Source organism: Streptomyces sp. NBC_01016, from assembly GCF_026341035.1.
Taxonomy (GTDB): Bacteria; Actinomycetota; Actinomycetes; order Streptomycetales; family Streptomycetaceae; genus Streptomyces.
The window spans coordinates 2,826,691-2,845,791 of the sequence record NZ_JAPEOQ010000002.1 but is presented as its reverse complement, the minus strand read 5'-3'; the positions used below and the strand labels follow the sequence as shown (position 1 = coordinate 2,845,791).

Annotated in this window: 15 protein-coding genes and 2 pseudogenes; 11 read left to right on the top strand and 6 right to left on the bottom strand. The window is 70.5% G+C overall.

The genetic code is table 11. The features are described 5' to 3' along the window. Positions 1 to 51: 51 nt before the first annotated feature. Positions 52 to 1,086: pseudogene (locus OG746_RS39735) on the bottom strand (endo-1,4-beta-xylanase); the annotation flags it as partial. A 426-nt stretch (positions 1,087 to 1,512) separates the two neighbouring features. Between OG746_RS39735 and OG746_RS39730 the strand changes: the two are divergent. After that, positions 1,513 to 2,421, top strand: a pseudogene (locus OG746_RS39730) (non-reducing end alpha-L-arabinofuranosidase family hydrolase); the annotation flags it as partial. Positions 2,422 to 2,438: 17 nt separating this feature from the next. On the opposite strand, the gene OG746_RS39725 reads toward OG746_RS39730, so the two are convergent. Further along, on the bottom strand, positions 2,439 to 4,019 hold the full coding sequence (locus OG746_RS39725; RefSeq protein ID WP_266723601.1) for an AbgT family transporter: 1,581 nt from the start codon (positions 4,017 to 4,019) through the stop codon (positions 2,439 to 2,441). Further along, entirely contained in the window at positions 4,016 to 5,323 is a 1,308-nt protein-coding gene (locus OG746_RS39720; RefSeq protein ID WP_266723599.1) for a metal-dependent hydrolase family protein, read from the bottom strand. The genes OG746_RS39725 and OG746_RS39720 overlap by 4 nt, the downstream gene beginning before the upstream one ends. Before the next feature lie 152 nt (positions 5,324 to 5,475). Between OG746_RS39720 and OG746_RS39715 the strand changes: the two genes are divergently transcribed. The 3 genes from OG746_RS39715 to OG746_RS39705 all read left to right on the top strand — a co-directional run bounded on the left by OG746_RS39715 (position 5,476) and on the right by OG746_RS39705 (position 8,460). Beyond that, entirely contained in the window at positions 5,476 to 6,609 is a 1,134-nt protein-coding gene (locus tag OG746_RS39715; RefSeq protein WP_266723597.1) for an Lrp/AsnC family transcriptional regulator, read from the top strand. 146 nt (positions 6,610 to 6,755) lie between these two features. Further along, positions 6,756 to 7,928 (top strand): serine hydrolase domain-containing protein, encoded by a 1,173-nt coding sequence (locus tag OG746_RS39710; protein ID WP_266723595.1) that lies wholly within the window; start codon positions 6,756 to 6,758, stop codon positions 7,926 to 7,928. Positions 7,929 to 8,004: 76 nt separating this feature from the next. Then, positions 8,005 to 8,460, top strand: a complete 456-nt coding sequence (locus OG746_RS39705; protein WP_266723593.1) for a VOC family protein — start codon at positions 8,005 to 8,007, stop codon at positions 8,458 to 8,460. Between the two features lie 36 nt (positions 8,461 to 8,496). On the opposite strand, the gene OG746_RS39700 is transcribed toward OG746_RS39705, so the two are convergent. Then, positions 8,497 to 8,937: an SsgA family sporulation/cell division regulator gene (locus tag OG746_RS39700; protein ID WP_266723591.1), complete on the bottom strand. Its 441-nt coding sequence runs from the start codon at positions 8,935 to 8,937 to the stop codon at positions 8,497 to 8,499. A gap of 210 nt (positions 8,938 to 9,147) precedes the next feature. Here OG746_RS39700 and OG746_RS39695 point away from each other — a divergent pair, with 210 nt between their 5' ends. After that, positions 9,148 to 10,758, top strand: a complete 1,611-nt coding sequence (locus tag OG746_RS39695) for a sigma factor (RefSeq protein WP_266723589.1) — start codon at positions 9,148 to 9,150, stop codon at positions 10,756 to 10,758. On the opposite strand, the gene OG746_RS39690 is transcribed toward OG746_RS39695, so the two are convergent. Then, entirely contained in the window at positions 10,737 to 11,639 is a 903-nt protein-coding gene (locus OG746_RS39690; protein ID WP_266723587.1) for a LysR family transcriptional regulator, read from the bottom strand. The two genes, OG746_RS39695 and OG746_RS39690, sit on opposite strands and share 22 nt — an antisense overlap. 151 nt (positions 11,640 to 11,790) lie before the next feature. Here OG746_RS39690 and OG746_RS39685 point away from each other — a divergent pair, with 151 nt between their 5' ends. Together OG746_RS39685 and OG746_RS39680 are read left to right on the top strand one after the other, a co-directional pair. Further along, the gene (locus OG746_RS39685; protein ID WP_266723585.1) at positions 11,791 to 12,192 is read left to right on the top strand and encodes a tautomerase family protein; all 402 of its coding nucleotides are present in this window, start codon (positions 11,791 to 11,793) and stop codon (positions 12,190 to 12,192) included. A 207-nt stretch (positions 12,193 to 12,399) separates the two neighbouring features. Further along, complete coding sequence (locus OG746_RS39680) at positions 12,400 to 14,325, top strand: sulfatase-like hydrolase/transferase (protein WP_266723583.1); 1,926 nt, start codon at positions 12,400 to 12,402, stop codon at positions 14,323 to 14,325. A gap of 65 nt (positions 14,326 to 14,390) precedes the next feature. Here the strand turns inward: OG746_RS39680 and OG746_RS39675 are convergent, their stop codons facing one another. Further along, a complete protein-coding gene (locus tag OG746_RS39675) occupies positions 14,391 to 15,197 on the bottom strand; it encodes an SDR family oxidoreductase (RefSeq protein WP_266723581.1) in 807 nt (268 codons plus the stop codon). A 225-nt stretch (positions 15,198 to 15,422) separates the two neighbouring features. Here OG746_RS39675 and OG746_RS39670 point away from each other — a divergent pair, with 225 nt between their 5' ends. The 4 genes from OG746_RS39670 to dmpG all read left to right on the top strand — a co-directional run bounded on the left by OG746_RS39670 (position 15,423) and on the right by dmpG (position 19,092). Then, positions 15,423 to 16,187: an IclR family transcriptional regulator gene (locus OG746_RS39670; protein WP_266723580.1), complete on the top strand. Its 765-nt coding sequence runs from the start codon at positions 15,423 to 15,425 to the stop codon at positions 16,185 to 16,187. Positions 16,188 to 16,258: 71 nt separating this feature from the next. Beyond that, positions 16,259 to 17,098 (top strand): 2-keto-4-pentenoate hydratase, encoded by an 840-nt coding sequence (locus OG746_RS39665; RefSeq protein ID WP_266723578.1) that lies wholly within the window; start codon positions 16,259 to 16,261, stop codon positions 17,096 to 17,098. A 3-nt stretch (positions 17,099 to 17,101) separates the two neighbouring features. Beyond that, positions 17,102 to 18,067 carry an acetaldehyde dehydrogenase (acetylating) gene (locus tag OG746_RS39660; RefSeq protein WP_266723576.1) on the top strand — a complete coding sequence of 322 codons (966 nt, stop codon included), beginning with the start codon at positions 17,102 to 17,104 and terminating at the stop codon, positions 18,065 to 18,067. Next, positions 18,064 to 19,092, top strand: a complete 1,029-nt coding sequence (gene dmpG, locus OG746_RS39655; RefSeq protein WP_266723574.1) for a 4-hydroxy-2-oxovalerate aldolase — start codon at positions 18,064 to 18,066, stop codon at positions 19,090 to 19,092. Before OG746_RS39660 ends, dmpG begins: the two co-directional genes overlap by 4 nt. Positions 19,093 to 19,101 lie beyond the last annotated feature (9 nt).

Here is a 19,101-nt window from a genome sequence, read left to right as displayed (position 1 = left end):
CAGGACCAGCCGCGGTCGACTCATCAGGACGCGTATACCCGCGTATACCTAGGAACCGCTGTTGAGCGCGTTGAGGACGGCGGTGTACGCGGGCTTCTTGCTGCCGTCGCCGTTGAACAGCAGCGGCGTGTCCGACGCCCGCCAGGAGTCGGTGTCGCGCACACCCCAGACGGTGATGCCGAGGCAGCGCGAGACGGCCAGGCAGTCGTTGGTCACGTTGGCGTAGGTCGAGGCCGGGGCACCCTGGATGTCGAGTTCGGTGATGGCCACGTCGACGCCGAGGGCGGCGAAGTTCTGCAGCGTGGTGCGGAAGTTGCTGTTGTAGGGGCTGCCGCTGTTGAAGTGCGACTGGAAGCCGACGCAGTCGATCGGCACGCCGCGCTGCTTGAAGTCCTTGACCATGGCGTACATGGCCTGGGTCTTGGCCCAGGTCCAGTTCTCGACGTTGTAGTCGTTGTAGCAGAGCTTGGCGGCCGGGTCGGCGGCGCGCGCGGTGCGGAAGGCGGCCTCGATCCAGTCGTTGCCGGTGCGCTGCAGGTTGGAGTCGCGGCGAGCGCCCGAACTGCCGTCGGCGAAGGCCTCGTTGACGACGTCCCACTGGGCGATCTTGCCCTTGTAGTGGCCCATCACGCCCTTGATGTGGTCGTTCATCGCCTGGCGCAGGGTGCTGCCGCTGAGGCTCTGCATCCAGCCGGGCTGCTGGGAGTGCCAGGCCAGCGTGTGCCCGCGCACCTTCTTGCCGTTCTGCACCGCCCAGTTGTAGACGCGGTCACCAGCGGTGAAGTTGAACTGGCCGCGCTGCGGTTCGGTGGCGTCGATCTTCATCTCGTTCTCGGCCGTCACCGAGTTGAACTCACGGCCGGCGATCGACGTGTACGCCGAGTCGCCCAGCTTGCCGGAGGCGATGGCGGTACCGAAGTAGCGGCCGCTCTGCGCCGCGGCAGCACCGAGCGTGCTCTCGTCGGCGTGTGCGGTCGGCGGCGCGACCAGCGAGGCGGCCGCACCGAGGACACCAACGACCAGCGATAACAGCAGAAAGCGGAGCTTTCGGTGGGCAACGGTTCTGGAGAGGGCGTACGAGCCCATGACGGTGCCTCCAAGGTAGAAATCATGGAAGGGCCGAAGCGCCGGTTCGCGATCTCGAACAACGACCGGGGCTTCAGACACGGATGATTGAGGTGTTGGCGGCGCATCGTCAATACGCCCCGCAGAAAAACTTTCCGTTCCAGTCCTGAAACCTTCCGGAACCCCAACGAGCCGCTATTTGCAGACAGTTCGGCGACAGGTCTTGACCGTGGAGCCACACATTCCTAGCTTGTGGCGTCACAGATTCCGGGAATTCTTCGAAAAGTTTTCGGAAGTGTCCTCGACCTCAAGGGAGTTCCTCTGATGTGGTTCCGCCGACCGTCCCCGGTCCCCCTGAGACGCCTGCTCGCGGTCCTCGCACCCCTGTCGCTCGCGGCCGCCTTCCTCGGTGCCCAGCCCGTCGGCGCGGCGACCGCGGCCCCCAACGCCTGCGATCTCCCGTCGGCGTACCGCTGGGCATCCACGGGCGCGCTGGCGCAGCCCAAGTCGGGATGGGCCTCGCTCAAGGACTTCACCGTCGCCCCGTACAACGGCAAGCAGCTCGTCTACGCGACGACGCACGACACGGGGACGAAGTGGGGGTCGATGAACTTCACCCCGTTCACCAACTGGTCGGACATGGCCTCGGCCGGCCAGAACACCATGTCCTCCGCCACCGTCGCGCCCTCGCTCTTCTACTTCGCGCCGAAGAGCATCTGGGTGCTCACCTACCAGTGGGGCGGGAGCGCCTTCTCGTACCGGACGTCGAGCGACCCCACCAACCCGAACGGCTGGTCGTCCGAGCACGTGCTCTTCTCCGGAAGCATCACCGGCTCCGGGACAGGACCCATCGACCAGACGATCATCGGCGACGGGACGAACATGTACCTGTTCTTCGCCGGTGACAACGGCAAGATCTACCGGGCGAGCATGCCGATCGGGAACTTCCCGGGCAGCTTCGGCTCCTCGTACACCACGGTCATGAGCGATACGACGAACAACCTGTTCGAAGCCCCGCAGGTGTACAAGCTCCAGGGCCAGAACCGCTACCTCATGATGGTCGAGGCGATCGGCTCCCAGGGCCGCTACTTCCGCTCGTTCACCGCCACCAGCCTGAACGGCTCGTGGACACCCCAGGCCGCGACCGAGAGCAACCCCTTCGCCGGCAAGGCCAACAGCGGCGCCACCTGGACCAACGACATCAGCCACGGCGAACTGCTCCGCACCAACGCCGATCAGACCATGACCGTCGACCCCTGCAACCTTCAGCTGCTCTACCAGGGACGCAGCCCCAACTCCGGTGGCGACTACGGCCTCCTGCCCTACCGTCCGGGTCTGCTGACACTGCGGCCCTGACGGCACGGCGGGTCCGGCTACTTGAGACCGACGCCCACTCCCGGCCCCAGCGGCAGGTCGAACCCGTAGAAGATGGCGAGGATCGCGAGCCACGCCACCATGAACGGCAGCACGAAGATGGCGAGCCGTGAGATGAGCGTGCCGAGCCGTGCCTCGGGTTCGTAGCGCTGGAGCAGGGCCAGGAGCAGGAACACGTACGGGTTCATCGGTGTGATGACCGCGGTCGCCGAGTCCCCGATGCGGAACGCCGCCTGGCTGAGCGCCGGGTTCATGCCGAGCAGCATGAACGCGGGGACGAAGACCGGCCCGATCAGGGACCACAGCGCCGAGCCGGAGATGACCACCAGATTGAGACACGAGACGAGGAGGACGAAGGCCACCAGGGCGCCGAAGCCGGTCAGTCCGATGGACTGCAGGAGGGCCGCGGCCTTCACGGCGAGCAGGACGCCCAGGTTCGACCAGTTGAACACCGCGATGACCTGCGCGGCGACGAACATCATGACGACGTAGCCCGCCATGTTCTTCACCGAGTCGGTCATCGCGGTGATGACACCTTCGGAGCCGGTCAGTGTCTTCACCGTGAAGCCGTAGACCGTGCCCGCGAGCAGGAACGCACCGAAGAGCACCGGGACGATGCCGCTGAGCAGCGGCGACGGCACCAGTGCCCCGCCTTCGCCGCGCAGTGGCGCGCCGCCGGGCAGCCACAGGGACAGCACGACGGCCGCGTACGCGACGACGGCCAGCGCGCTGAACAGCAGGCCGCGGCGCTGGGCCGGGGTCAGCGGGATGACGTCGTCCCCCGGGGCGTCGTCACCCAACTCGTAGACAGGCAGGCGGGGTTCGAGGATCCGACTGATCAGGAAGCCGCCGAGCAGGCCGAGGACGAGGCTGCTGGAGGCGGTGAAGAAGTAGTTGGCGAGGATGTTGACGTCGACGTGGTGCGAGTCGGGCAGGACGCCGACGGCCTGCTGGGTGATGCCCGTATAGAGGGCGTCGAGCGAACCGATCGTGAACCCGGCCGCGTACCCGGCGGTGACACAGGCGAAGCCGCCGATCAGGCCGGCCGCCGGGTGCCGACCGGCGCTCTTGAAGACGACGGCGGCCAGCGGCGGCAGCACGATGGCCGCCACGTCGCTCATCATGTGCGCCTGACAGGCGACCAGCGCCACCAGATACGGCAGGAAGGCGCGCGGCGCGCGGGCCAGGGTGGCCCGCATCGCGGTCTCCAGCAGGCCCGCCTTCTCCGCGACACCCACCGCCATGATCATGAGCAGTACGGCGGCGATCGGCGGGAACGCGGCGAAGTTGGTGACAAGGTTCTCCACCAGCCAGCGCACACCCCCGCCGGTGAGCAGGCCGGTGATGTGCCTGGTGTCGTCCGTGCCCGGCACGGTGACGGACACATCGGCGAGGGCGAGCGCGGTGGAGACGACGGCCACCACCGCGAACAACGCGGTGAACAGGACGACCGGATGGGGCAGGGCGTTTCCGGCCCGCTCGATCCAGGAAAGCACCCGGTCGACGCCACGCGGCTTCTCCTTCCCGGGCCCCTCCCCCTGCCCTCCGGAGGCCGACAACTCAGCCACTGGAGACTTCATGGCCGCCTCCCATCCGCACACGCGGCGCCCTCGACGAGACCCAGCAGATCCTTACGGACGATGCCGTCCTGGACGACACAGACGACGTTTCCGGGGTCACCGAGCACACCGATGTCGGCCAGCGGGTCACCATCACACAGCACGAGATCGGCGACACGCCCCGCCGTCACACTGCCCAACTGTTCATCCACGCCGAGAAGTTCGGCCGACGTCCGCGTACCGGCGACGATGGCATCCATCGGATCCATACCGAGATCCACCAGATAGCTCAGCTCCATCAGATTCACACCGTGCGGGCCGACGGCGGCGTCCGTGCCGAGCGCGATCCGCGAGCCACGCTCGATGGCGTGGGCGATGTTCTCCTTGGTCAGTCCGGACCAGCGGGTCTTCTTCTGGTAGTGGTAGTCGGGCATCGTGTCCTTGTTGATGCCCGCGTACACGGTGGACAGCGTCGGCACGACGAAGATGTCCCGCTCTCCCGCCAGGTCGATCGCCCTGTCGTCGATGCCGTAGCCGTGCTCGATGCTGGTGACACCGCCGCGGATCGCGTTGAGGATGCCCGCGTTGCCCTGCGCGTGCGCGGCGACGGGCCGGTCGCCGTGCCTCCGAGCCTCGTCGACGACGGCGCGGATCTCCTCCTCGTAGAGTCCCTCGTCGTCCGGGTCGTCGTACGGGCTGCCCATGCCGCCGGTGGCACACACCTTCACCAGGTCGGCGCCCGCCCTGATCACGCGGCGCACGGCGATCCGGGCCTCGTCGGTGGTGTCGGCGAGCACGGACATGCCGTCGCTCAGATCGGTGCCGTCCGGCAGGCGTACGTCGCCGTGGCCGCCGGTGTGGCTGATGACGCGGACGGCGGTCTGAAGGCGCGGGCCGACGATCCGCCCGGTCTCGACGGCCGTACGGTAACCGGCCGACAGGCCCGCCAGGTCACGGGCCGTGGTGACACCCGCGTCGAGGGTCTCGCGCAGCCGGGTGGCGGTGTCCAGGGTGACGAGGACGGGGTCGAGTTCGGCGCGGCGCCCGGGGTGGGCGCCGTGAGCGTAGGACATGTGGACATGGCAGTCGAAGAAGCCGGGCAGCAGGGTGCGTCCGTCGGCGTCGACAGTGCGGGTCGTGGCATCTGCGGCGGACTGGTCGCTCGGGGGAGCTTCCGTCGCGGGTCCGGCGTAGGTGATGATTCCTGTGGCGTCGACAAGGACGACGGCGTCGTCCACCGGAGGGTTACCGGTGCCGTCGACCAGCCGGGCGTTGTGGATCCGCAGCGGGGTCCGGGGGTTGTGCGGCGTGGTGGCGAGCGTCATGGCGTGCTGTCACTCCTGTGCGGTACGGCGGGCCCTGAAGTCGGCAGTGGGTGGGCCCTGTTGAAGGGGAGTGTGGGATGCACACGTCATCGCGGTGTGACGACGCAGGGTTCGTACGGGATTCGCGTGACGCACGCAGGAAGGTGCCACCCATGGAGTCGCAGGAATGTGCCGGGAGGCAGGGGAACGGTGCCGGACCCGACACAACGGGCGGGCCCGGCACATCGACCGGGCTCGGCACATCCGGCGAGCCGGACACATCCACCGCCCCGGTTGAACTGGACGAACTCGACCGCGGCGTTGTGCACGCCCTGCAGATCCATCCGCGGGCGCCATGGACCCTGGTCGGCGAGGTGCTCGGCGTCGATCCCGTGACGGCGGCGCGCCGTTGGCGCCGCCTTGAGGAGGCCGGGCTCGCCTGGGTCACCGCGTACCCGCGCCTCACCGACGCCCGGATCGTGGTCACGGGCGTCATCGAGGTGGACACGGAACCGGGCGCCGCCGAGGACGTGGCTCAGGCCCTCGCGGCGGACCCCGAGGTGCCGAACATCAAACTGACGGCGGGCGGCCGCGACGTGGTGACCTCCGTGCAGACCCGCACCCTGGACGAGCTGTCACGCCTCTCCGCGAGCCTGTTCCGGCCGATCGCGGGCGTACGGTCGACCCGCACACATGTGTCGACGGGACTGCCCACCGAAGGCAGCCGATGGCGGCTGCGCAGCCTGGACGCGGTGCAGACCGCACACCTCGAACAGTCGGCGACGCCACCCGCCCCCACGGGTGCCACGCCCCCGCCCCGCTGGGACGGCCTCGACTCACGACTTCTCGAACTCCTCAGCGTGGACGGCCGGATGACACTGCGCGATCTGGCGGCATCGAGCGACGCCACCCTCACGACGGTGCGCCGACGGGTCGCGGCTCTGCTCTCCTCACGCCTCCTGCTCCGCTGCGACCTGGCACGCCCGCTGTCCGGTTGGCCACTCTCGGCCGTGTACTTCGCGTCCGTCCCGGGTCAGTACCTGGAGGAGACGAGCCAGGTGCTGTCCCAGGTGCCGGAGGTGCGTTCCTGCGCGATCACGGCGGGCCCGCACAACCTGGTCGTCGACGTGTGGCTGCGCACCCTGCACGACGTCCACACCTTCGAGGCCCACCTCTCCCGCAAACTCCCCCGCCTGACCGTCGCGGACCGCTCCGTGGTGCTCCGCACGGTCAAACACATGGGCCGGCTCCTGGACCGCGACGGGCGGAGCGTGGGGGTCGTGCCGTTGCGGCATCCGGAGGGGTGAGCGCGTACCCGCCCCCTTCCCGTCGACTCGATCTCTCGGTATGTTCCGCGGTGACGATGCCGACCAGTCGGTATGCACAGGTAGAGCCGGGCACTCGAGCTACGGACACGAGCTACGGACTCCCGGCCCGAGAAGCCGGAGGTTCCATGGCCGAGCAGGCGACACCGCGGATCGGCGGGCACTGCGACGCGCGTTTCGACGGCGTCCGCGCCGCTTTCGTCGACAACTTCCGTGAGCGCGGCGAACTGGGAGCCGCCGTCACCGTCCTGCTCGACGGTGAACCGGTCGTCGACCTGTGGGGCGGCTGGGCCGACGCCGCGCACACCCGCCCGTGGCAGCAGGACACCCTCGTCAACGTGTGGTCGACGACCAAGGGGGCCACGGCACTGTGCGCACACCTCCTGGTCGACCGCGGCCTGCTGGACCTGGACGCGCCGGTCGCCTCCTACTGGCCGGAGTTCGCCGCGGCCGGCAAGCAGAACGTCCTCGTACGCCATCTGCTGTCGCACCGCGCGGGCCTCGCCGGCCTGCGCGAACCGCACACCCTGGACGAGCTCTACGACTGGGAGTTGACCACCGCGCGCCTCGCGGCCACCGAGCCCTGGTGGGAGCCCGGCACCCGCTCCGGCTACCACGCCATCACCTACGGCTTCCTGGTCGGCGAGGTGATCCGGCGCATCACCGGACAGCTTCCCTCCGCGTTCCTGCGCCAGGAGGTCACCGGGCCGCTCGGCGTGGACTTCTTCATCCGCTTCCCGGAGGAGGAGACTCGGCAACCTGCCCAGCTGATGCACCCGTTGGCCGCAGCCGGCAGCGAACAGGAGGCCGCCTTCAGCCAGTTGGAGCCGGTCGCGCTCGCCGCCCTGGCCAACCCGCTCACCGGCGCCGCCGAAGCCAACACCCCCGAGTGGCGCGCCGCCGAGATCCCCGCCGCCGGTGGCCACGCGACGGCCCAGGGGGTCGCCGCGCTGTACGGGCTGTTCATCGGGCACGAACGCCCGGACGACCGCCGGGTGTTGTCGCCGCAGGCCGCGGAACGCGTACGCGAGGGCCAGGGCAGTTGCCGGGACCTGATACTGGGCGCCGGTTTCGCACACGACACCGAGATCGGCCTGGGCCTCTGGCTGAGCGGCGCGAACGGCTCGTACGGACCCAATCCGCGCGCCTTCGGCCACGACGGCTTCGGCGGCTCCTTCGGCCTCGCCGACCCCGAAGCGGGCATCAGTATCGGCTACGTCATGAACCACATGGGCACACGCATCGCCGACGACCCCCGGAAGATGACCCTGGTCGACGCCGTGTACAAGGTTGCCCCATGACCTCCTGGCCCCCTCACCCCCCTCTTGATCCCCTGAACGCCTGAGCCCCTGAGCCGATGTGCTCGATCATGGGTGGATGACTGCCTTCTACCATGTGTGCTTCGTGGTCCCGCATCTCGAGCAGGCGATGCGGGACTTCCAGCGTTCGGCCGGGGTCGAGTGGCATGAACCCGTGTCCGACCGGCTCGGCGAGTGGGACTACCGGATCGTGTTCACCGCGGGCGGGCCACCCTTCATCGAGCTCATCGAAGGGCCGCCGGGCAGCCCCTGGGACGCGTCCAAGGGGGCCAGGTTCGACCACATCGGCTTCTGGACCAGCGATGTCCGGGAAGGCTCCCGACGACTGGAGGAAGAGGGCCTGCCCGTGGACTTCTCCGGCTGCCCCTACGGTCGGCCCTTCGCCTATCACCGGATGGACAGCATCGGCGCACGGATCGAACTCGTCGACATGAGCAGGCAAGCCGGCTTCCTCAGCGGATGGCACCCGGGCGGGGAGGCGATGCCCGCCATCGACGAGCGTCCCCGAGACTGAGCCGTCCTCGCCCGGTGACCGACCCGGCCCCAGACGTCACCGTTCCGTGTCGGGGCCGAAGAGTGTGGCGAGTGCGCGGTCGACGACGGACTCCACGTCCTCGTTGCCCGCCGGCACGAGCGCGTACGTACGCAGCAGGAAGCGGCGGAGGGCCGAGGTGTCGAACTGGACCACGGCCATCCCCTGCGGCGCGTGCAGCTCGACGACGGTGCGCGCACGGCCGCACGGCCACACGTGGACGTCCCCGGTCCCGGTCGGCAGGCGCAGGCCATCGTCGAGGAGGGTGCGGGCGAAGGCCCACGTCACGTCGGTCCCGGCCAGCGTGGCCTCCGCGGGAAACACCAGCTGAAGGGCGAGCGGGTCGGCGGATTCATAACGGAGGGTGACGGTGACACTTCGTTCGGGGCCCTGACCCTCGGCGACGACGAGGCGGGCGCGGGCGGACTGTTCGAGCGTGACGGGCAGCGTGGTCGGCATGGCAGGTCCCTTTCTCCACTGCGTGTTCCAGGTGACCGTTCGACGCGACAGCGGGGCGGGGCATTACGGCATTTCCGGAAAAGGTCGTTGTGACCTACGCCACCCACCCCTTCATAATCCGACATTTACGAATTACGGTTTCAAACTCCCCGCCCGATCCGCAGTCGGGCGGAGCACCGCCGACGTCGGACGGAACGGAAGACTCCTGCCATGACCGACGGCCCCGCCGCCGCGCCGATACCCCCTGCCGCCACGGAAGGCGGCCTCAGCCCCACCGCGTACGCGCGGATCTACGAGGCGGAGCAGCCTCGCCTCGTCGCGTACGCCCGCTCGCTGACCGGCAGCCCATGGCTTGCCGACGATCTCGTCGCCGAGGCCCACTTCCGGGTCTGGCGGCGCCTGGCCGCCGGGCATGTCATCGACAACGTCGCGGCGTACCTGACGACGACCGTGCGACACCTGGCCGCCTCCGCGGGGCGCGGGGCGGCGCGCGAGACACCCCTCGACCCGCACGCCGGCGTCGAACCGGTACAGGTGTCGAACGGCACGCATGCTTCGTACGGCTCGTTCGGCTCATACGGTTCCGGGGGCTACGGCGACCAGGATCCGGCCACCCGAGCCTCCGCCGTGGACCTGTTGTCCCAGGTCCTCGGGCAGCTGCCGAAGCGGTGGGTGAAGGCCCTGTGGCTCGCCGAGGCCGAGGGGCAGCCGCTTGAGGCGGTGGGCCGGGGCATCGGCGCGGGCAGCGGGGCCACGGCCGTGCTGCTGCACCGGGCACGTGAAGGCATGCGGCAGGCGTTCCTGCGGGCGCATCCGGGGACCCCGGACGATCCGGCGTGCGAGAGCCACTGGGACCGGATGCCCGCACACGTACGCGGCAGCGCGTCCGCGCGTCAGTCGGAGAAGCTCCTCGCGCACGTCGACGACTGCGACGACTGCCGGGCGCGGCTCACGGTCCTGCTGCGCGCCAACGACCGGCTGCCGGCCCTGGTGGGTCCGGCGCTCCTGATCTTCGTGCTCGGCGGGGCCGGGAAGTTCCTGGTGCCGCTCGCGGCCGGGGCCGGGGCCACCGGCGCCGCGGCGGGCGGGCACGGGTCCGGTTCCGGCCTGCTGCACGGCGTAAAGCACGCGCTGGCCGGCGGCGCGAAGGCGCAGGGAGCCGTGGCCGGGGTGCTCGGGGTCTCGGTGGCGGGAGCCGCCGTCGCGGCCGGGCTCATGCTCGCCGGGAACGGCGATACGGTGCCGCCGCAGCGGTCGGCGGCGGTGCAGAGCGAGTCACCCACCGGGCGTGACAGTGCGTCGTCGAGTCCGTCCTCGGACCCCTCAACTTCCGCTTCACGTAAGCATGTTGCTCCGCAGGGCGGGTCGCAGCGCGCGGCCGAACCCGACGCCGGGCCCGACACCAAGGCGGCACCGGGCGGCTCCGCGGACAAGGGTGCGCCGGCCGCGCCCACGGCATCGTCCGCGCCGTCGGACCCCGGGCCCCCGAGCGCCCCGGCGACTCCGACCACGCCCGCGGACCCGCCCGCAGCCGAGCGGGCCGCGCCGGAGGAGCCCAAGGCCGACGAGCCGCCGTCCGACGACACCACCCCTACGCCACCGGCCGCCCCGGCCACGCCGACGCCCACACAGACTCAGCCCACCGAGCCCTCCACCCCGGCGGAGCCCACACCCACCACCGAACCCACCGAACCGGCCGAGCCCACCGAGCCCACAGCCCCTACTCAGCCCACCGAACCCACCACTCCCCCGCAGCCCAGCACCCCCACCCCCATCTGCACCCGCTGGCTCGGCCCGATCTACATCTGCCGCGTCGGCTGAGGCTGACCCCGCTCCCGCAGGGCGAGGTACGTGACGGCCGACTCCGCCAGTGTGCGTACCGCCGGGTGCCACGGACGTTCCTGCGGGCCGGTCAGTACGAGGCGGCGGGAGGTCCCTGGCTCCAGGGGCAGTAGGACCAGGTCGGCGGGGATCAGCGAGCGCGAGACCTCGGACAGGACCGTGATGCCGATTCCGGCCTGCACCATGCTGATCAGCGTCGCGAGGTCCCGTACCCGGTGGGTCGGATCGAAGCGCAGGCCGGCCCGGGTATGGATCGTACGGATCCGGGACTCGCAGCCGTTCGGCGAGATCAGGAACGGGTCGTCCTCCAGGTCACGGATGTCCACACGCTCCTCACCGGCCAGGGGATGGTCGCGGGGCAGGAGCGCCCGGTAGCCGTCGTCGGCGAGCTGGACGCCGGGGCCCGGTGGCGGGTCGATCAGGACGGCGGCGTCCGCGGTCCCGTTCCCCAGCCAGCCCGCGACTTCGGCGCTGTCACCCTCGAAGACCCGTACGGTGACGCGTGGTTGGTCCTCGCGCCAGTGCCTGAGCAGACTCGGGACCAGTCCCTGACACACCGTCGGCGTCGCGGCCAGGCGCACGGTGCCGGCCATGGACTCGGCCGCCTCGGCCGCGATCTGCTCGACGGACCGGGCCGCGGCCAGCGCGGTACGGGCGTGCGGCAGCACCTGCTCGCCGAGCACGGTGGTCCGCGCCGGTGTGGCGCGTATGAGCAACGGCGCGGTCAACTCGCGTTCCAGGGAGGCGACGGCGTGCGACACGGCCGACTGGGTCATGCCCAGCTCGGCGGCGGCCGCGCTGAAGCCGCCCGTGTCGACGACCGCGAGGAAGGCGCGCAGTTGGGGCAGGTTCAGGGGCATGCGAGAGCCTCATATCGCCATGACATGTATGCGTTGGACCCATGGTGCCAGGTCGGGCGAGGCTTCAACCGTGCCGCCGATACCGGCGGAGTTCAGCCGAGTACGCGCGTCATTAAGTGCGTACGCGTATGCCGAAATGTCGAGGAGAGCCATGCCCTACATCCGTGTCACCGTGACCGACCCCGACCTCCCCGTCGGGACCCGACACACTCTCGCGGAGGGCCTGACCGACCTGGCAGTCTCTGCCCTGGGCAAGGACCGCTCGCGAACCATCGTCCAGATCGCCGCGGTTGAGCCCGGCACCTATTACGTGGACGGCAGGCCCATGACCGGCGGGGCGCGCGACGCCCACGTAGAGGTCAGCATCACCCTGGGCTCGAACAGCGCGGCGGAGAAGGCCGCGTTCATCGCCCAGGCCAACGAACTCCTCACCGACACCCTGGGCACTCTCGCCCGTTCCGGTGTCGCGCTGCACGAACTGCCGCCGGAGAGCTACGGCTACCACGGGGTGACCCAGTTCGACTTCTACCGAAGCATGTCGTCCGCGCGTTGACGCACCCCCGTTCCCCCTGCATGATGTCGGGATCATGGAGCTCACCGGCCGGTACAGCCAACCGCCGCTCGTCAGGCGCCTGTTCGTGGACCTGGGACGACAGTCCGGGTCCCTGTGTCGCTCCCCCCGCTGAACAGCGCCTGCCCGCCACCGCACTTGCCGTCACCGCACCTGCCACCCCGCTCAGTTGCATCCGGGAGCTTCGCCATGCCCGCGCCCCACGCCCCCTTCGGTGTGCCCGTCACCCGCCGCACCTTCGCCGCGCTCGCCGGGGCGGCGGCCACGACCGCCGTCACCGCTCCGGCCGCCGATGCCGCCACCGACTCCTCGCCACGCGCCGCGGCCGAGCGGCCCAACGTCCTCTGGCTGGTGGCCGAGGACCACTACCCCTTTGTCGGCGCGTACGGCGATCCCGTCGCCAGAACGCCCACCCTGGACCGGCTCGCCCGCGAAGGCATCCGCTACGAGAACTCGTACTCGACGGCGCCCGTGTGCGCCCCGTCCCGGTTCGCCCTGCTGACCGGTGTCGCCCCGCAGAGCGCGGGGCCCGCCGAGCACATGCGGGCCCTCGGACGCACTCCCGCCTTCCTCAAGGGATTTCCGGAGTATCTGCGGCAGGCCGGGTACTACGCCACGAACAACTCCAAGACCGACTACAACACCGTCGTCGACATGGACGCCACCTGGGACGCGTCCAGCGCGACCGCCCACTACCGCGACCGCCCCGCCGGAGCCCCGTTCTTCGCCGTCTTCAACGACATGACGACCCACGAGTCCAGCCTGTTCACCGCCCAGGACGGCCGTACCCGGCGCGACGAGATCCGCCTCCCCGCCTATCTGCCCGACACCCCGGAGATCCGCGGCGACTTCGCGCACTACTACGACGCGATGGAGACGATGGACGGACATGTGGCCGCAAAACTTGCCGAGTTGGAGGCGGCAGGACTCACCGACGACACCATCGTCTTCTTCTACTCCGACAACGGCGGCGTCCTGCCGCGCAGCAAGCGGCACTGCTACGACGAGGGGATGCGCACCGCACTGATCGTGCGATTCCCGGAGAAGTGGGCGCACTTGGCGCCCCGCCCGGCCGGTTCGGTGGAGCGGCGGGCGGTCACCTCCGTCGACTACGCGCCGACCGTGCTCGCCCTCGCGGGCGTCGACATCCCCGACCATGTGCAGGGCCACCCGTTCGCCGGAGTGCGCCAACTGCCGCCCTCCCGCTATGCGTTCGGCGGCCGCGACCGTATGGACGAGCGCTACGACATGGTGCGCACGGTCCGCGACGCCCGCTACCGCTACCTGCGCAACTACGCTCCGCACCGCCCCTGGGGCCAGCACGGCGCCTACGCCTGGCAGGCGCGCGGCTACCAGTCGTGGGAGCAGGCCCATCTGGACGGCACCCTGAACCCCGCACAGGAGCGGTTCTGGGGCACCAAGCCCGCCGAGGAACTGTACGACCTGCACACTGACCCGCACGAGATTCACAATCTCGCCGACGATCCCGCCCACGGCCACACCCTCGACCGGCTCTCGCGCGCCCTGGACGAGCACATCGTGGACGTGCACGACAACGGGTTCATCCCGGAGGGCAGCCCCCTTGAGGGCTGGGAGCAGAGCCGCCGCCCCGGCGCCTATCCGCTGCGCCGCGTACTGCGGCTCGCGCGACAGGCCATCGAGCGAGACCCCCGCCATCTACCCACTCTCACCAGGGATTTGGGCGACGAGAACGAAGTCGTACGGTACTGGGCCGCGCAGGGCCTGCTCATGCTCGGGCGGGACGCCGCCCCCGCGCTGCCCCGCCTGGCCCGGACCCTGCGCACGGATGCCTCGCCGCAGGTGCGGATAAGCTCCGCGGAGACCCTGGTCCGAGGTGGGCACCGTGTGTCCGAAGCCATCGAGTTCCTGTCCCGTACGCTCGCCGGGCACCCCGACGTCCGGATCCGGCTCCAGGCGATCAACGCGCTCACCTTCGTCGACCCGGACCTGGCCCGCCCGGCCCGCTCCGCGATCGAGGCGGCGGCCACGAGCAAGGACGAGTATCTGCACAACGCGGGCCGGTACCTGAGATTCGTACTGGACGGCACGTACACACCGACCTCGCCCGTCTACGAGCCCGTCCCCTCGGGCTGAGCGGGCGCGGACCGGCTGCCGGACGCGGGAGTGACGAGCGGCGGAGGGAGCGAGCCGGGGTCTCCTCACCCCTCCGGCGTCCGCACCTTCGGCCAGTCCAGCCCCCGCAGTTGCGCGTCGAGGCCGCCGTCGCAGAACATCAACGTACCGACGCAGTAAGCGGACTTGGGGGACAGCAGGAAGAGCACGAGCTCCGCGACCTCCTCCGGGCTGCCCGCCCGCCCCGCCGGGACGGCCTTCAGGAACGCCTCGATGCCTGCCGCGATCCGCGGGTCCTTGCGGCCGGCCCGGGTCATCGGGGTGTCGATGAATCCCGGCGCGATGGCGTTGAGGCGGATGCCGTCCGCGATGTAGTCGGCCGCACGGGTGCGGGTGTAGTGGGCGATAGCGGCCTTGGTGGCCGGATAGGTGAGCACGCCGCCCTCGTCGGCCAGAGAGTCGGCGAGGGCGCGCGCCGCCTCTTCGTCGCCCGCGAGGCACGCTTCGGCGAGCCGCGGATTCCAACCGGGCTGCGTGGTCGTGGAGTTGGACGAGGCGAGGACGACGGAGGACTCGCCCGCGGCCGCCAGGGCCGGGCGCAGTTCTTCCAACAGGCCGATGGCGCCGTAGTAGTTGACGGAGACCAGCAGGCTCGCCGGCCGGTCCGCGCCGCCGGAGATCCCGGCGAACGGCACGAATCCGTCGAGCCGTCCGTCGGCGAGCCCGGCGACCTCGGCCGCCGCGGCGCTCCGCCCCTCCGCCGTGCCGAGGTCGACCGCCACGTCGGTGCCGCGCAGGTCGACGCCGATGACACGGTGCCCCTGTTCGGAGAGCCGGGCGGCGATGGCGGCACCTATACCGGAGGCGGCTCCGGTGACGGCGATGGTTCCCATGTCGGTCTCCTCTTGGTGGTTCGGTGCGTACGTGGACGGGGGCGGGCCGGGGCGTCGGCCATGGTCTCAGGCGCGGCGCCCATGATCGAGCCGCTCACACACCTTCCGCCCCGCCCACACGTAGATTGAGCTGACGGGCCACCACCAGGTGGGAGCCGGACACACAGGCGGCCGGACGGCAGCCCGAGACAACCGGAGACCGGACCAGGGAAGGAGGAAGGCACCTTGAGCGACGACGCGCCCAGCGGCGTCCTGGCCAAGGCCCTCACCGTGCTGCAGGCCTTCACCGTCGAGGACACCACCCTCGGGTTCGCCGAGCTGCAGCGGCGTACGGACTTCGCCAAGAGCACCCTGCACCGGGTCCTCGGCGATCTCGTGGCGGCCCGGCTCCTGGATCGCGTCCAGGGGCGCTATCGCCTGTCCGGGCTCGTCTTCGAGCTGGGGATGCGCGCGTCGGTCGAGCGCGGGCTGCTCGAAGTGGCCACCCCGTTCCTGGAGGACCTCTTCGTACGCACCCACGAACTCGTCCATCTGGGGACACGTGAGGGCACCGAGGTCGTCTACGTCGCCAAGATGGGCGGCCACCAGCAGGCCGACTCGCCCTCCCGGCTCGGCGGCCGGATGCCGCTGCACGCGACGGCGATCGGGAAGGTGCTGCTGGCCCACTCCCCGGCCGAGGTGCGCGAGGCCACGCTGCGCGGGCCGTTGGAGCGCAAGGCACCCCGGACCATCACCAACGTCGACGTGCTGACACGGCAGTTGTCCGACGTCGTCACGAAGGGTGTCGCCTTCGAGTACGAGGAGTCGGCGGTCGGCATCGTGTGTGTCGCGGCCGGGATCTTCGGACCGGCGGACGAGATCGTGGCGGCGGTCAGTGTCACCGGACCGGTGCACCGGTTCCAGCCCGCCCGGCACGCCAACAGCGTGCGCGCGGCCGCGGCCGGGATCTCGGCGACGCTCGGCCGCCGCGAGGAACTGCGCAAGCACTGAACCACGGACGAGTTCCGCCAGACGGAACTCAATGCTGGGCCCGGGGCGCCCCTCTTGTCCAAGCTGGGGGCATGAACGAGATCTCCCCCGGCGACACCTCCCCGGGCAACGACGCAGTCGCACAGGCGGCGCGGCGGCTGCTGCGCGCCGCCGCCGACCACGTGCCCTGTCCCCCGGTGCGCGACCTGATCGGCAGCGACGACGTGAAGGCGGCCTACGCCGTCCAGGAGCTGCTCACCGCACACCGCCTCGAAGCGGGCGGCCGCGTCACCGGCCGCAAGATCGGCCTCACCTCGCCCGCCGTGCAGCGGCAACTGGGCGTGGATCAACCGGACTTCGGGGTGCTGTTCGCCGACATGAGTGTCGAGGACGGCACCTCCGTGCCGGTCGGCGGGCTGCTCCAGCCCAAGGTCGAGGCGGAGATCGCGTTCGTCCTGGGCGCGGACCTCACCGACGGCCCCCTCGACGACGCGCAGATCCGCGCCGCCGTGGCGCACGCGGTCCCCGCTCTGGAGATCGTGGACAGCCGGATCGCCGACTGGGACATCACCTTCGGTGACACCGTCGCCGACAACGGCTCCTCCGCGCTGTACGTCATCGGGGGCCCGGCCAAGCCGCTCACCGACTTCGAGCCCGTCGAGGCCGGGATGACCATGAAGCGGCACGAGGAGACGGTGTCCGCCGGCAACGGCGCGGCCTGCCTGGGCGATCCGCTCACCGCACTCGGCTGGCTCGCCCGGACCGCGCGCGACGTCGGCGACCCGCTGCGCGCGGGCCAGGTCGTGCTGTCCGGCGCGCTCGGACCGATGGTGCCCGCCACGGCCGGCGACGTGTTCACCGCCGACATCAGCGGACTCGGCTCGGTGTCCGTCCGCTTCCACGCCACCGAACCCCGCCAAGAAGGAGCCTGAAGCATGAAGACCAAGGTCGCCGTCATCGGCTCGGGCAATATCGGCACCGACCTGATGATCAAGGTGCTCCGCCTCTCGGACACCCTCGAAATGGGCGCGATGGTCGGCATCGACCCCGCCTCCGACGGACTCGCCCGCGCCGAGCGGCTCGGCGTCCCGGTCACCGCCGAGGGCGTCCAGGGCCTGATCGCGATGGACGGCTTCGAGGACATCCGCATCGTCTTCGACGCGACGTCCGCGAAGGCGCACGTCGCGAACGCCGAGGCGCTCGCCCCGTACGGCAAGCAGCTCGTCGACCTGACGCCCGCCGCCATCGGCCCGATGGTGATCCCGGCGGTCAATCTCGACGACCACGTCGCCGCGGACAACGTGAACATGGTGACGTGCGGCGGCCAGGCCACCATCCCGATCGTCGCCGCCGTGTCCTCGGTGGCACCGGTCCCGTACGCGGAGATCGTCGCCTCGATCGCGTCGAAGAGCGCGGGGCCCGGCACCCGCGCGAACATCGACGAGTTCACCGAGACGACCAGCCACGCGATCCAGACCGTCGGCGGCGCGGACCGCGGCAAGGCCGTCATCGTCCTGAACCCGGCGGAGCCGCCGCTGATCATGCGGGACACCGTGCTCGCGCTGGTGAACGCGCCCGACGAGGCCTCCCACGACTTGATCCGCGCGGCCGTCGCCAAGCGGGTCGACGAGGTGTCCACGTACGTTCCGGGCTACCGCCTCAAGCAGCAGGTGCAGATCACGCCGGTCCCCGCCGACCAGCCGGTGCACACCCTCACCACGGCCCCGGTCACCCACCAGGTGTCCGTCTTCCTCGAGGTCGAGGGGGCCGCCCACTACCTTCCGGCGTACGCGGGGAACCTCGACATCATGACCAGCGCGGCCCTGCGGATGGCCGAGGCCATGGCCGCCCGCGCCACCCAACTCCCCCGCGCCACCGACCTCCAGGGAGCCGACGCATGAGTGCCACCGCCACACATGACACCAAGCTGTTCATCCAGGACGTCACCCTGCGCGACGGCATGCACGCCATCCGGCACCGCATCGCGCCGGAGCAGCTCGGGAGGATCGTGGCCGCCCTCGACGCGGCCGGTGTCGACGGGATCGAGGTGTCCCACGGCGACGGCCTCGCCGGAGGATCCCTCAACTACGGCCCCGGCAGCCACACCGACTGGGAGTGGATCGAGACCGCGGCCTCGCACATCACCAACGCCCGCCTCACCACCCTCCTGCTGCCCGGCATCGGCACCATCGAGGAACTCAAGCGGGCGTACGCGCTCGGGGTCCGATCGGTGCGGGTTGCCACGCACTGCACCGAGGCCGACGTCTCGGCCCAACACATCGCCACGGCACGCGAGTTGGGCATGGATGTCTCCGGCTTCCTGATGATGAGCCACATGGCCGATGCCAAGACGCTGGCCGCGCAGGCCAAGCTCATGGAGTCCTACGGCGCCCACTGCGTCTACGTCACCGACTCCGGCGGCCGCCTCATGATGGACGGCGTCCGCGAACGGATGCGCGCCTACCGCGACGTCCTCGACCCGGCCACCGAACTCGGCATCCACGCCCACGAGAACCTCTCGCTCTCCGTGGCCAACTCCATGACCGCGGTGGAGGAGGGCGTGACCCGCGTCGACGCCTCGCTCGCCGGCCAGGGCGCGGGCGCGGGCAACTGCCCCATCGAGGCGTTCATCGCGGTGGCCGACCTCAACGACTGGAAGCACGGTTGCGACCTGTTCGCCCTCCAGGACGCGGCCGAGGACCTGGTACGCCCGCTCCAGGACCGCCCGGTCCGCGTCGACCGCGAGACCCTCACGCTCGGCTACGCCGGGGTCTACGGCTCCTTCCTGCGCCACGCGGAGGCGGCGGCCGAGCGCTACGGCATCGACGTCCGCACGATCCTCGTCGAGGTCGGCAAGCGCGGCCTCGTCGGCGGCCAGGAGGACATGATCGTCGACGTGGCGCTGGGACTCGCACAGGCGAGCTGACACCACGTA